Annotated in this window: 11 protein-coding genes; all 11 read right to left on the bottom strand. The window is 69.3% G+C overall.

Annotated features, from left to right (window positions below; translation table 11 throughout):
* The coding region (locus AC07EJ_RS07400; RefSeq protein ID WP_478883919.1) for a glucose-6-phosphate isomerase at nt 1-633 on the bottom strand (633 nt) is incomplete at its 3' end.
* 156 nt (nt 634-789) lie between these two features.
* On the bottom strand, nt 790-1,125 hold the full coding sequence (locus tag AC07EJ_RS07395) for an RNA polymerase-binding protein RbpA (protein WP_003976875.1): 336 nt from the start codon (nt 1,123-1,125) through the stop codon (nt 790-792).
* 204 nt (nt 1,126-1,329) lie between these two features.
* Nucleotides 1,330-1,560 (bottom strand): preprotein translocase subunit SecG, encoded by a 231-nt coding sequence (gene secG, locus AC07EJ_RS07390; RefSeq protein WP_362905724.1) that lies wholly within the window; start codon nt 1,558-1,560, stop codon nt 1,330-1,332.
* Nucleotides 1,561-1,743: 183 nt separating this feature from the next.
* Nucleotides 1,744-2,520, bottom strand: coding sequence for a triose-phosphate isomerase (gene tpiA, locus AC07EJ_RS07385; protein WP_478883918.1), 777 nt, complete (start codon nt 2,518-2,520; stop codon nt 1,744-1,746).
* A gap of 5 nt (nt 2,521-2,525) precedes the next feature.
* Complete coding sequence (locus AC07EJ_RS07380; protein ID WP_389475344.1) at nt 2,526-3,737, bottom strand: phosphoglycerate kinase; 1,212 nt, start codon at nt 3,735-3,737, stop codon at nt 2,526-2,528.
* A 107-nt stretch (nt 3,738-3,844) separates the two neighbouring features.
* Nucleotides 3,845-4,855 (bottom strand): type I glyceraldehyde-3-phosphate dehydrogenase, encoded by a 1,011-nt coding sequence (gene gap / locus AC07EJ_RS07375; protein WP_362905718.1) that lies wholly within the window; start codon nt 4,853-4,855, stop codon nt 3,845-3,847.
* 236 nt (nt 4,856-5,091) lie between these two features.
* Complete coding sequence (locus tag AC07EJ_RS07370; protein ID WP_478883917.1) at nt 5,092-8,052, bottom strand: M14 family metallopeptidase; 2,961 nt, start codon at nt 8,050-8,052, stop codon at nt 5,092-5,094.
* Nucleotides 8,053-8,295: 243 nt separating this feature from the next.
* Nucleotides 8,296-9,285 (bottom strand): DNA-binding protein WhiA, encoded by a 990-nt coding sequence (gene whiA, locus AC07EJ_RS07365; protein ID WP_266669321.1) that lies wholly within the window; start codon nt 9,283-9,285, stop codon nt 8,296-8,298.
* A complete protein-coding gene (locus AC07EJ_RS07360) occupies nt 9,276-10,313 on the bottom strand; it encodes a gluconeogenesis factor YvcK family protein (protein WP_389475339.1) in 1,038 nt (345 codons plus the stop codon). The genes whiA and AC07EJ_RS07360 overlap by 10 nt, the downstream gene beginning before the upstream one ends.
* Nucleotides 10,310-11,302, bottom strand: a complete 993-nt coding sequence (gene rapZ, locus AC07EJ_RS07355; RefSeq protein ID WP_389475337.1) for an RNase adapter RapZ — start codon at nt 11,300-11,302, stop codon at nt 10,310-10,312. The genes AC07EJ_RS07360 and rapZ overlap by 4 nt, the downstream gene beginning before the upstream one ends.
* Nucleotides 11,299-13,338 (bottom strand): excinuclease ABC subunit UvrC, encoded by a 2,040-nt coding sequence (gene uvrC / locus AC07EJ_RS07350; RefSeq protein ID WP_478883916.1) that lies wholly within the window; start codon nt 13,336-13,338, stop codon nt 11,299-11,301. Before uvrC ends, rapZ begins: the two co-directional genes overlap by 4 nt.
* Between the last annotated feature and the right edge of the window lie 76 nt (nt 13,339-13,414).

Here is a 13,414-nt window from a genome sequence, read left to right as displayed (position 1 = left end):
CGAAGCGATGATGAACAGCGTCTCGGCCGGATCGAGATCACGCACGGCCTCGTGCAGGTCCGCGCCGTCCACGTTCGACACGAAACGGACCGTCAAGTCCCGGTCCGCGAAGGAGCGAAGCACCTCGTACGCCATCGCCGGACCGAGGTCGGAGCCGCCGATGCCGACATTCACGACGTTCTTGATGCGCTTGCCGGTGTGACCCGTCCACTCGCCCGAACGGACCTTGTCCGCGAAGACGGCCATCTTGTCCAGGACCGCATGCACCTGCGGGACGACATCGACGCCGTCGACCTCGATCACCGCGCCGCGCGGAGCCCGCAGCGCCGTGTGCAGAACGGCCCGGTCCTCCGTCGTGTTGATCTTCTCGCCGCGGAACATGGCGTCCCGCAGACCGAACACGTCGGTCGCGGCGGCGAGCTCGCGCAGCAGGCGCAGCGTCTCGTCAGTGACCAGGTGCTTGGAGTAGTCGACGTGCAGGTCGCCGACCTGGAGCGTGTAGTCGGAGCCGCGCGCAGGATCGGCGGCGAACAGCTCACGCAGCTGCACGTCTCCGAGTTCTTCCCGGTGCTTGGCGAGCGCCGTCCACTCGGGCATCTGATTGAGCCTCGCGCGGCCCTCATTTGCGTTCATCTCGGACTTCAGCCTTCTCTCGTACCTGAGTACGTACCTTGCCCCGCTGCTTGACCAACCTAATTGATCAGGGCCCGGTATACGGCGTCTGTCCGGACCGCTACGGCCGAACGAGTCCGGCCGGACACTTGGGTGTGTCCGGCCGGTGCTCAAGTCCTAGATCTCGCCCCGCAGTTTGGCGAGCGCCTCCGCGAGGATCGCCTCGCCGTCCGCGTCGCTGCGCCGCTCGCGGACGTACGCGAGATGCGTCTTGTAGGGCTCGGTGCGCGGGGGGTCCGGCGGGTTGTCCCGGTCCTGTCCGGCAGGGAAGCCGCAGCGCGGACAGTCCCAAGTCTCCGGCACCTGCGCGTCGGAGGCGAAGCTCGGCTGCGTCTCGTGCCCGTTGGAGCACCAGAAGGAGATGCGCAGACGCGGCGCGGACTCGCCGCGCTCGGCCTCGCCCATCGGCCCCGCCCCGACCCGACTTCCTCGGATCGCGTTGCCACTTGCCACGGTCGTAACTCCCTGCGTGATGGTGCCGCGGAGCGTCTCGGCGTCTCGCTCCGCCGCGGGCGCCTCAGTCTACGTAAGGCCCAACGCGCGTCCAGTGATTGGAGTTACATCCCCGCCCCTAGACGCAAGCCCCATGATAGGCCGCGCCGGAGGGCGCGTACCGAACATGGGGCCTTATGTGCGCGATGTGCAGGTGTGACGGCGTCAGTTGTTGACCTTCATGAGCAGGCCGAGCACGACAATGCACGCGAACCACAGCAGAGCGAGCACGATGGTGATGCGGTCCAGGTTGCGCTCGGCGACCGACGAGCCGCCGACGGAGGACTGCATGCCGCCACCGAACATGTCGGAGAGACCGCCACCCTTTCCCTTGTGCATCAGCACAAGGAGCATCAGCAGCAGGCTGAAGACGATCAGGGCGATCGAGAACCCCATAACCACGGCTGGTCCCTACTTCCTGGCAATTCTCTCGGACTAATACGTACTGCGAGGTAAATCTGTACTGCGACTTATACGTGCTGCGGGGGCCCGGTGGAAAGCCACCCGGCCCCCGCAAGGGTACGACGTAACGCCGCTACCGCATACTCGCAACCTGTTCGTTCGCCGCAGGGGCGCGTCTCACTGGTCGCGGAACCGGATGATCTTGACGAACTCCTCGGCGTCGAGCGCCGCGCCGCCGACGAGGGCGCCGTCGACGTCGGGCTTCGACATGATCTCCGCGACGTTCCCGGACTTCACCGAGCCGCCGTACTGGATGCGGACCTTGTCGGCCAGCTCCTGGGAGTACAGCTCGGCGAGCTTGCCACGGATCGCCCCGCAGACCTCCTGGGCGTCGTCGGCGCCGCAGACCTTGCCGGTGCCGATCGCCCAGACCGGCTCGTACGCGATCACGATGCTCTCGGCCTGCTCGGCCGGGATGTCCTTGAGGCCGCCCTCGACCTGCGACAGCGTGTGCGCGACGTGCTCGCCCGCCTCGCGGACGTGGAGCTCCTCGCCGACGCACAGGATCGGGGTCAGGCCGTGCTTGAAGGCAGCCTTCACCTTGGCGTTGCAGACCTCGTCGGTCTCGTCGTGGTACTGCCGGCGCTCGGAGTGGCCGACCGCCACGTACGTGCACTTGAGCTTGGAGAGCATCGGGCCCGAGATCTCACCGGTGTAGGCACCGGAGTCGTGGGCCGAGATGTCCTGGGCGCCGTACTTGATCTTGAGCTTGTCGCCGTCGACCAGGGTCTGTACGGAGCGCAGGTCGGTGAAGGGCGGCAGGACCGCGACCTCGACGGCGTCGTAGTCCTTGTCGGCCAGCGCGAAGGCGAGCTTCTGGACGTGGGCGATGGCCTCGAGGTGGTTGAGGTTCATCTTCCAGTTGCCCGCCATCAGCGGCGTGCGGGTGGTCATTGAGGTCAGTCCTCCAGTGCGGCAAGGCCGGGGAGCGTCTTGCCCTCAAGGTATTCGAGGGAGGCGCCGCCGCCGGTCGAGATGTGGCCGAATGCATTCTCGTCGAAGCCAAGGAGCCGGACGGCCGCGGCTGAGTCGCCGCCGCCGACGACCGTGAAGGCCGGGGAGTCGAGGAGCGCCTGGGCGACCGCCTTGGTGCCCTCGGCGTAGTCGGGGTGCTCGAAGACGCCCATCGGGCCGTTCCAGAAGACGGTCGAGGCGTCGGCGAGCTTCGATGCGTACAGCTTGCGGGTCTCCGGACCGATGTCGAGACCCTCCTCGTCGGCCGGGATGGCGTCCGCGGCGACGGTGGTGGGGTTGGCCGGGGCCTTGGTCTTGAGGTCGGGGAAGTCCGGCGAGACCAGCACGTCCACGGGGAGCACCAGCTCGACGCCCTTGTCCTTGGCGCGCTGGATGTACTCCTTGACGACCGGGATCTGGTCCTCCTGGAGGAGGGAGATGCCGACCTCGTGGCCCTGGGCCTTGAGGAAGGTGTAGGCCATGCCGCCGCCGATGAGCAGGCGGTCGGCCTTGCCGAGCAGCTGGTCGATGACGGCGAGCTTGTCGGAGACCTTGGCCCCGCCGAGCGCGACGACGTACGGCCGCTTGACCTCGTCGGTGAGCTTCTTCAGGACGCCGACCTCGGTGGCGATGAGGTAGCCGGCGTAGTGCGGCAGGCGGGCCGGCAGGTCGTACACCGAGGCGTGCTTGCGGTGCACGGCGCCGAAGCCGTCGCCCACGTAGACATCGGCCAGGGCGGCCAGCTGGTCGGCGAACTCGCCGCGCTCGGTGTCGTCCTTCGACGTCTCGCCGGCGTTGAAGCGGAGGTTCTCGATGACGGCGACCTGGCCGGGCTCCAGACCGTCCACGGCGTCGTGGGCGGCGGGGCCGACGGTGTCCTGGGCGAACGCGACCGGCTTGCCGAGGAGCTCGGCGAGGCGCTCGGCGGCCGGCAGCAGCGAGAACGCCGGGTCCGGGGCACCCTTGGGGCGGCCCAGGTGGGAGGCGACGATCACCTTGGCGCCCGCGTCGGCCAGGGCCTTGACGGTGGGCAGGACGGCGCGGATGCGGCCGTCGTCGGTGATCTGGCCGTCGGCGAGAGGCACGTTGAGGTCGGCGCGGACGAAGACCCGCTTGCCCTCGACCCCTTCGGCGAGCAGTTCGTCGATCGTCTTCATGGCTGGACTCCTGGACTTCTTGGGTGGGCTGACGCACAACAGGGCCCGGACGGCGCGGCGTTGCGCGGTCCGGACCCTGTGCTCACATCGAGATGTCTGCTCTGGATTTAGAGCTGGCCGCCGACGAACACCGTGAGGTCGACGAGACGGTTGGAGTAGCCCCACTCGTTGTCGTACCAGCCGAGGATCTTCACCGAGTTACCTTCCTGGACCATGGTCAGGGAGGAGTCGAAGGTGCAGGACGCCGGGTCACCGACGATGTCGGAGGAGACGATCGGGTCCTCGGTGTAGGCGAGGTAGCCCTTGAGGTCGCCGTCCTCGGACGCCTTCTTGAACGCGGCGTTGACCTCGTCCTTGGTGGTCTCGCGCGCCAGGGTGACGACCAGGTCGGTGGCGGAGCCGGTCGGGACCGGGACGCGCATCGCGATGCCGTCGAGCTTGCCCTTGAGCTGCGGGAGGACCAGGGCGGTCGCCTTGGCGGCGCCGGTGGTGGTGGGAATGATGTTCTCGGCGGCGGCACGGGCGCGGCGCAGGTCCGAGTGCGGGAAGTCCAGGATGCGCTGGTCGTTCGTGTACGCGTGGACCGTGGTCATCAGGCCCTTGACGATGCCGAAGTTCTCGTCGAGAACCTTGGCCATCGGCGCCACACAGTTGGTGGTGCAGGACGCGTTCGAGATGACGTGGTCCGTCGCCGGGTTGTACTGGTCCTGGTTGACGCCCATCACGATGGTGATGTCCTCGTCCTTGGCCGGAGCCGAGATGAGGACCTTCTTGGCGCCGCCGGCGATGTGCTTCTCGGCGTCGGCCTTCTTCGTGAAGATGCCGGTCGACTCGATGACGATGTCGACACCGAGGTCGCCCCACGGGATGTCGGCGGGGTTGCGCTCGGAAAGGACCTTGATGGTGTGGCCGTCGACGGTGATGGTGTCGGCGGTGTGCGTGACCTCGGCCTTGAGGCGGCCGAGGATCGTGTCGTACTTCAGAAGGTGTGCGGTGGTCGCGGTGTCACCGAGGTCGTTGACAGCCACGATCTCGATGTCTGCACCCTGCTCAAGCAGCGCGCGGAAGTAGTTACGCCCGATGCGGCCAAAGCCGTTGATGCCTACGCGGATCGTCACGAACCGATCTCCTCGTTGGTACGCCGGTTTTAGACGCCGGCGAGTTGTATGGGATGTCCCCGACCGCCTCCGACCCTACCTCTCCGAAGGCCTCTGAGTGACATTGAGTGGGCCCTTGTGCGGCCCGGCGGCCCGTACCGCCCAGTAGGGGTACGGACCGCCGGGATTCCCGCTCATCTGGCGCTTTTCGCGAAAAGTGAGCGGGGCATTTCGTCCGGTTTTCTGCTCGGCGTTTCTCAGCCCTTCAGGGAGTCCAGCGCCTTCCCCAGGAGCACGCTGCGCTCGGCCGCCGTGGCGACGTGTTCGAGACCGAATCCGAGGAGCACGGTGTCCTTGGTGCTGACGGCTCCGTACGTCTTGAACAGTTCACCCGCACGGGCCCAGTCCTTGGTGACGACGGGGCTGCCCGGGGGCGGGCCCGCGACCTTCCAGGCGCCGAACGACGACTCGAAGCCCTCGGTCTCCTTCGCGGTGCCGCCGGTGACGACGGACGCGTTGTCGGCGAGGACGCCGTGGCCGCCGCTGCCGGGGTCGGTGATGTAGCTGAGCGAGACCTCGACCGTCTTTCCGGCGTAGGCGCTCAGGTCGAAGGTCACCGGCTGCCAGCCGTCCGAGGCGCCCGTGAGGCTGTTCCAGGAGCCGGAGGTGCCGGTGGCCGTGCAGCCCGCGGAGCCGGGCGTCAGGTAGCGCTTGAGCGCCGGGTGCTCCTTGATCAGGAATCCGGCCTCGCACTCGGCGGGGACGGCGTTCGTCGTGGCGCCCCCGGCCTCGGGCAGCGTCGTCCAGTCGTCGGCGCCCGCTGTGTGCGCCTCCAGTACCGCGTGGTCGTAGCCGGGCTCGGTGTCCCACAGGAGCTGGAACTTCAGGGACGGCTTGTCGGCGGCGGAGACCCCGGTGAGGTCGACGGTGCGGGTCAGCCGCTTCCAGCCGTCGTCCGTGTGCACGGCGGCGGCCATGGAGCTGCCCTCGAACGGGCTGTAGGGGTTGGGCGTGCCCGCGTACTCACCGGCGCCCGCGCTCGTGAACTGCGGATAGTCGGCCTTGGCCAGCACGTCGGAGGTGGCCTGGTAGGTCGCGGCGGTGTTCAGCGGGTTGCCGGGGGCGTCCCCGAGGCCGGCGGCAGCGCCGGTGAGCACGCCGGATCCGGCGAACTTCGTGGCTCCCGGTGTCGACGTACGCGAGTACGCGCCCAGGTAATACTGGCTGAAGTCGTTCGTGGTGGTGTCGCCGATGGCGACGGAGCCGCCCGCCTGCTCACCGGCCTCGATCAGCTTGCCGCCCTCGTTGAGGTAGTCGCGCAGGGCGAGCTGGGTGGTGAGGCCGGGGCGGTCGGCGCCCGTGTAGTGGACGACCGTCCTGAAGTGGTCGAGGACCGCGAGTGCGTCCGGGGCACCCTGGGTGGCGACGTTCCACACGAGCGGGGTACGGCCGTTGGCCTTCAGCGCGTCCACGTATGCCTTGCTCTGCTGTCCCGTGGCGTCGTTCTCGGCGACGACGAGGGTGTCGGCCCTGGGGCGCTCGGCCACGGTGTACGTGAAGTGCTCGCTGGAGGTGCGCTTCCCGGACTTCGTGCGTCCGGTGAACCAGACCTCGACCTTGTCGCCCGGATCCGCGTCCTCGGTCTTCGCGCGGTACGCGTCGAAGTGGAGGTTGTCGTCGCCGCCGTAGGTCTCGCCGCCCTTCCAGGCGCGCAGGTCCTCGTCGTGCGTACGGCCGCCGTCCACGCGGTAGTTGAGCTCCTTGTCGCGCACCGACTTGCGGGCGGTCACGGAGACCTCCTGGTCGGCGCCGCGCGCGTACGAGGTGCTGAAGGCGGCCGGGGTGAAGTCGGCGGCGTCGAGACCGACCGAGGACGACGGCTGGTCCGGGTGCGCCGCGGTCTCGGCCACGGAGAGCGCGAACGGGATGTTCTTCGTGAACTCCTGCTGGATCAGCTTCTCGTCGTCCGGGAAGGTGAAGACCGACTCGCAGTCCTCGGGGCGCCACTGGTCGTCCGGGTCGACGGCCGACGCGGTCTGGCACTCGCTCATCTCGGGGGTGAACATCCCGGTGCCGTTGACGTTGCCCGCGTGCCCGTCGGCCTCGCCGTTGGTGGTGTACAGCTCGGAGGAGACCTGCGGGTGGTAGCCGGGGATCGCGGAGTGCTCGGGGGTCCCGGCGAGCGCCTTGTAGAGCACGTCGTCCGGCGTCGGTGTGGCCACCTGCCAGCCCACCCCGTAGAGCAGCAGCTCGGCCGCGGAGTGGTAGTTGATGGCGTACCGGAAGCCGATGCGCTTCTCGAAGGCGTCGAGGGCCTTCGTCTCGGGCTCGGAGCCGGGGCTCGCGCCGCGGTAGGTCTCACTGGCGGGGCTCGGGGACGAACCCTCGTCGTCGTAGCCCCACTTGTAGGCGAAGTTGCGGTTGAGGTCGACGCCGTCGCCCGCGGTGATCGCGCCGTCGCCGTTCACGTCCCGCATGTTCTTGCGCCACTGGCGGTCGCCGGCGGGGTTGAACGTCCAGTCGTACCCGTCGGGGTTCGCCGACAGGACGAACCACATCTCCGTGGAGTCGACGATCTTCTTGATGCGCTTGTCCTTGGAGTAGTTGTCCAAGTAGTAGTGCATCAGGCGGCGGGTCATCTCGGGGGTGATCCACTCGCGGGCGTGCTGGTTGGACATGTAGAGCACGGACGGCTTCGAACCGTCCCTGGTCGTACGGGCGCCCTTGGTGAGCTTGACCGCGAGGATGTCCTTGCCCTGGAGGGTCTTGCCGATGGAGACGACCTTGGTCAGGCCGGGGTGCTCCTGGCCCGTCCTGACGATCTCCTCCTGGAGATTGCCCTTGCCGCTGTAGGGGCGGAACACGCCGTCGCCCGCGGCCGCCACGCGCGCTCGCGCCTTGGCGGAGAGCGTGTGCTCGGTGAGCTCGACGCCCTTCTTCTCCAGCTGTTTCGCCTGCTTGTCGGTGAGGTAGACCTCAACCTCGGCCTTCCCCTTCTCGGGGGCCTGTTCACCGAGTTCGTGCCCGTCCTGCCCGGCCGCGAGGAGCAGGGGCACCTGCTCCTTCGTGACCTCGGCCCGGAACACCTTGACCGGATCGGAGTCCGACCGGGGTGCACCGCCGCTCTCCGCCTGGGCGGCGGGTGTCAGTCCCGCTCCTCCCAGTCCGCCCAGAATGAGTGCCGTGGCCGCGAGGATCGATCTCGCTCTTCGTCTCATGAGCCCCCCTTGCAGTTGTGTACCGCAGAAGCAGGTGAGTACCGCAGAAGCTGTGGTGAACCGCAGAAGCGGCTGTTCACCGCAGAAGAGAACAGACGCCAGACTCATGACAGTTCATGGTCAAGTCAAGGGCGCGTCAAAGGGGTCACGTCACGCCGTGCGCAGTCCCCCAGGGCAGCGAAAACGCCGGTGCCCGAGCCCCGGCAGGGCGCCGGCACCGGCGTGTGGCATTCCGCTCCGGGGTCAGCCGACGAGGTTGTCGGCCATCTCCTCGGTGATGTTCGACTCCGTGCCCGGGATGCCCATGTCCTGGGCCCGCTTGTCGGCCATCGCCAGCAGGCGGCGGATACGGCCCGCGACCGCGTCCTTCGTCAGCGGCGGGTCGGCGAGCGCGCCCAGCTCCTCCAGGGAGGCCTGCTTGTGCTCCATGCGCAGCCGCCCGGCGGCCGCGAGGTGCTCCGGCACCTCGTCGGCGAGGATCTCCAGGGCGCGCTGCACGCGGGCCCCGGCGGCTACGGCGGCGCGCGCCGAACGGCGCAGGTTCGCGTCGTCGAAGTTGGCCAGGCGATTGGCGGTGGCGCGGACCTCGCGCCGCATCCGCCGCTCCTCCCAGGCGAGCACCGACTCGTGGGCCCCCATCCGGGTGAGCAGGGCGCCGATGGCGTCCCCGTCCCGTACGACGACCCGGTCCACACCGCGTACCTCACGGGCCTTGCCCGCGATCTGGAGCCGGCGCGCGGCCCCGACCAGGGCGAGCGCGGCCTCCGGGCCGGGGCAGGTCACCTCCAGGGAGGAGGAGCGGCCGGGCTCGGTGAGCGAGCCGTGCGCCAGGAAGGCCCCGCGCCAGGCGGCCTCGGCGTCGCAGGTGGCCCCCGAGACCACCTGCGGCGGAAGGCCCCTGATCGGGCGGCCGCGGCCGTCCACAAGACCGGTCTGGCGCGCCAGCTGGTCACCGCCGGCCACGACGCGTACGACGAAGCGCGAGCCCCGGCGCAGCCCGCCGGGCGCCATCACGATCAGTTCCGAGCTGTGCCCGAAGATCTCGAGGATGTCCCGCTTCAGCCGTCGCGCCGCCATCGCCGTGTCGAGCTCCGCCTCGATCACGATGCGGCCGCTCACCAGGTGGAGCCCGCCCGCGAAGCGCAGGATGGCCGAGACCTCTGCCTTTCTGCAGCAGGTCCGGGTGACGGGAAGCCGGGAGATCTCGTCCTTCACCGCTGCCGTCATCGCCATGGGCCGATCCTTCCATGCATCCGAAAAATACGGTCGTACGCGGCGGCCAACAGCTCCGGATCGTGCCTCGGAGTCCCGTCGGGCCTGGCCACAGGCGCCAGCTCGACCGCAGCGCCGAAGCCCTCCTTGGCGGCGTCGGTCAGGGACTCGCGGTCGGGCACGGCGGCCTCGTCGGCCAGCACCACGTCCAGGGCGAGTTTAGGGGCGTGTCGTCCCAAAACCTCCAAATGACGCTGCGGTGAGAAGCCCTCGGTTTCTCCGGGCTGCGGCGCGAGGTTCAGCGAGAGGACCCTGCGGGCCTTCGTCGTCATCAGCGCGTCGAGCAGCTCGGGGACCAGCAGGTGCGGGATCACGGAGGAGAACCAGGAGCCGGGGCCGAGCACCACCCAGTCGGCGTCGAGCACCGCGGCGACCGCCTCGGGGACGGCCGGCGGGTCGTGCGGCACGAGATGCACGGACTGCACCTCGCCGGGGGTGAGGGCCACCGTGGCCTGACCGCGGACGGTGTCGACGTCGTCGGGGCGGGCCGGGTCGTGCCCCTTGACCAGGGCCTGGAGCTCCAGCGGGACCGCGGACATGGGCAGTACCCGCCCGTGCGCGCCGAGCAGCTTGCCGACCAGGTCGAGGGCCTGCACATGGTCGCCGAGCTGCTCCCACAGGGCGACGATGAGCAGATTGCCGACGGCGTGCTCGTGCAGGTCGCCCTGGGACTGGAAGCGGTGCTGGATGACGCGGGCCCAGGTCTGGCCCCAGTCGTCGTCGCCGCACAGGGCCGCGAGGGCCTTGCGCAGGTCGCCGGGCGGCAGGACGCCCAGCTCGTCGCGGAGCCGGCCGCTGGAGCCGCCGTCGTCGGCGACCGTCACCACGGCGGTGAGGTCGCCGGTGATGCGCCGCAGGGCCGCCAGGGACGCGGACAGGCCCATGCCGCCGCCGAGGGCGACGACCTTGGGCTGGGCGCCGCGCCGGCGGCCCGTGGTGGGCGTGACCCGGCGGAGCCTGCTGCCGAGCCGGAGTGTGCGACCGGTCATTCGCGGCCCATGTCCCGGTGGACGACCACGGTCTCCACGCCCTCCGCCGCGATGCGCGCGGCGAGCTTCTCCGACATGGCGACGGAGCGGTGCTTGCCTCCGGTGCAGCCGACCGCGATCGTCACGTACCGCTTGCCCTCGCGGCGGTATCCGGCGGCGATGAGCTGGAGCAGTTCGGTGTACCGGTCGAGGAACTCCTTGGCGCCGGGCTGGCCGAAGACGTAGCTCGCCACCTCTTCGTTCAGGCCGGTGAAGGGGCGCAGCTCGGGGACCCAGTGCGGGTTCGGCAGGAAGCGCATGTCGACGACCAGGTCGGCGTCGACGGGCAGGCCGTACTTGAAGCCGAACGACATGACCGTGGCCCGCAGCTCGGGCTCCTCGTCGCCGGCGAACTGGGCGTCCATCTTGGCGCGCAGTTCGTGCACGTTCAGGCTGGAGGTGTCGATGACCAGGTCGGCGTCGCCGCGCAGCTCGCGCAGGAGCGTGCGCTCGGCCGCGATGCCGTCGACGATGCGGCCGTCGCCCTGGAGCGGGTGCGGACGGCGCACCGACTCGAAGCGGCGCACCAGGGCCTCGTCGGAGGACTCCAGGAACACGATGCGCCGGGTGACCTGGCGGGACTCCAGGTCGGCAAGGGACTGGTGGAGGTCGTCGAAGAAGCGGCGGCCGCGCACGTCGACGACGACGGCGATCCGGGCGACATTGCCCTGGGAGCGGGCGCCGAGTTCGACCATCGTGGGGATCAGCGCGGGCGGCAGGTTGTCGACGACGAACCAGCCGAGATCCTCCAGACACTTGGCGGCCGTGGAACGCCCGGCACCGGACATCCCGGAGATGATCACCAGCTCGGGGATGGCCGCTTCGGGCGTCCCGGGGGTCTCGCTCGTCGTACCCGTACTCACCTGTGCTCCGTCTGTCTCCGCCGCCTGGCCCGCCGGGTCACCGGGGACCGGCTGTGGTGCGTGTGCGCCCTGCTCGTTCTCGTTCATGGCTCCTGCCCCCGTCGTCCTTCCGAGGTGGCCACGGCCGTGGCCGTGGGGTCCTCGTCTTCAATGATCTCTCCTGTGGCCGTGTTCACGGCCGGTGCGGCCGGCTCCGCGCTCGCGAAGGCCGCCACGATCGTCTCTGCCGTCTTGCGGCCTATGCCGGGAACCTCGCAGATCTGATCGATTGTGGCGGATCGCAGGCGCTTCACCGAACCGAAGTGCTTGATCAGGGCCTGCTTGCGCGCGTCGCCGAGACCGGGCATCTCGTCGAGCGGTCCGGCCCGGAAGCGTTTGGCCCGCTTGGTGCGCTGGTACGTGATCGCGAAGCGGTGCGCCTCGTCACGTACGCGCTGCAGAAGATAGAGCCCCTCGCTGGTGCGCGGAAGGATCACCGGGTCGTCCTCTTCGGGCACCCAGACCTCTTCGAGGCGCTTGGCCAGGCCGCACACCGCGATGTCGTCGATGCCCAGCTCGTCGAGCGCCCGCTTGGCCGCCGCGACCTGCGGCTGCCCGCCGTCGACGACGACCAGCTGGGGCGGGTACGCGAACCGCTTGGGGCGGCCGTCGTCCTCCGTGAGACGGGATTCGACGGGACCGTCCTCGTCCGTCAGCTCCGCGTCGGACCACTCCCCCGACTTCTCCTGCGCCGCCAGATACCGCTTGAAGCGGCGCGTGATCACCTCGTGCATCGAGCGGACGTCGTCCTGCCCCTCGAAGCCCTTGATCTGGAAGCGCCGGTACTCGCTCTTCCTGGCCAGACCGTCCTCGAAGACGACCATGGAGGCCACGACGTCGTCGCCCTGGAGGTGGGAGATGTCGTAGCACTCGATGCGCAGCGGCGCGCTGTCCAGCTCCAGGGCCCCGGCGATCTCCTCGAGGGCACGCGAGCGCGTGGTGAGGTCGGAGGCGCGCTTGGTCTTGTGGAGCGCGAGCGCCTGCTGCGCGTTCCTGTGGACCGTCTCCATGAGGGCCTTCTTGTCGCCGCGCTGCGGGATCCTCAGCGACACGTTCGACCCGCGGCGCGTCGTGAGCCACTCCTGTACGGGTTCCAGGGGCTCGGGCAGCGCGGGCACGAGGACCTCCTTGGGTACGGCGTCCCCGCGCTCCTCGCCGTACAGCTGCTGGAGCGCGTGCTCGACGAGGTCACCGCTGGTGACCGCCTCGACCTTGTCCGTGACCCAGCCGCGCTGGCCGCGCACGCGCCCGCCCCGCACGTGGAAGATCTGCACGGCGGCCTCCAGCTCGTCCTCGGCGAGGGCGATCAGGTCGGCGTCCGTGGCGTCGGCGAGGACGACGGCGCTCTTCTCCATGGCCTTGCGCAGCGCCTCTATGTCGTCACGCAGGCGCGCGGCGCGCTCGTACTCCATCTCCTCGGCGGCATCCGTCATGTCCTTCTCGAGGCGGCGGATGTACGTGCCGGTGCGGCCGGTCATGAAGTCGCAGAAGTCCTCGGCCAGTTCGCGGTGCTCCTCGGGCGAGACTCGGCCGACGCACGGGGCCGAGCACTTGCCGATGTAGCCGAGGAGGCAGGGGCGGCCGGTGCGGGCGGCGTTCTTGAAGACGCCGGCGGAGCAGGTGCGGACCGGGAAGACGCGCAGCAGCAGGTCGACGGTGTCGCGGATGGCCCAGGCGTGCCCGTAGGGACCGAAGTAGCGCACGCCCTTCTTCTTCTGGCCGCGCATGACCTGCACGCGCGGAAACTCCTCGTTCATCGTCACCGCGAGGTACGGATAGCTCTTGTCGTCGCGGTACTTGACGTTGAACCGGGGGTCGTACTCCTTGATCCAGGAATACTCCAGCTGGAGCGCCTCGACCTCCGTGGACACCACGGTCCACTCCACGGACGCGGCCGTGGTGACCATCGTGCGGGTGCGGGGGTGCAGGTTCGCCAGGTCCTGGAAGTAGTTGGCCAGGCGCTGGCGCAGGCTTTTCGCCTTCCCGACGTAGATCACCCGGCGGTGCTCGTCACGGAACCTGTACACCCCTGGGGAGTCCGGGATCTGTCCCGGCTGGGGGCGGTAACTGGAGGGGTCGGCCATGTCAGACACCCTACTTGCGGCCACCGACAGTGAGGTTGCCCACGCGTTTCCCGGAGCGGTCCGCCACCCGCCGGAC

It is taken from the genome of Streptomyces sp. NPDC045026 (assembly GCF_056432625.1).
This window is presented reverse-complemented; position numbering and strand designations above follow the sequence as displayed.

Bases quoted from the DNA above. Each gene is read 5' to 3' on its own strand.
- secG (WP_362905724.1), bottom strand. From the start codon at position 1,560: ATGGGGTTCTCGATCGCCCTGATCGTCTTCAGCCTGCTGCTGATGCTC.
- AC07EJ_RS07370 (WP_478883917.1), bottom strand. From the start codon at position 8,052: ATGAGACGAAGAGCGAGATCGATCCTCGCGGCCACGGCACTCATTCTG.
- whiA (WP_266669321.1), bottom strand. From the start codon at position 9,285: ATGGCGATGACGGCAGCGGTGAAGGACGAGATCTCCCGGCTTCCCGTC.
- tpiA (WP_478883918.1), bottom strand. From the start codon at position 2,520: ATGACCACCCGCACGCCGCTGATGGCGGGCAACTGGAAGATGAACCTC.
- AC07EJ_RS07380 (WP_389475344.1), bottom strand. From the start codon at position 3,737: ATGAAGACGATCGACGAACTGCTCGCCGAAGGGGTCGAGGGCAAGCGG.
- AC07EJ_RS07360 (WP_389475339.1), bottom strand. From the start codon at position 10,313: ATGACCGGTCGCACACTCCGGCTCGGCAGCAGGCTCCGCCGGGTCACG.
- uvrC (WP_478883916.1), bottom strand. From the start codon at position 13,338: ATGGCCGACCCCTCCAGTTACCGCCCCCAGCCGGGACAGATCCCGGAC.
- rapZ (WP_389475337.1), bottom strand. From the start codon at position 11,302: ATGAACGAGAACGAGCAGGGCGCACACGCACCACAGCCGGTCCCCGGT.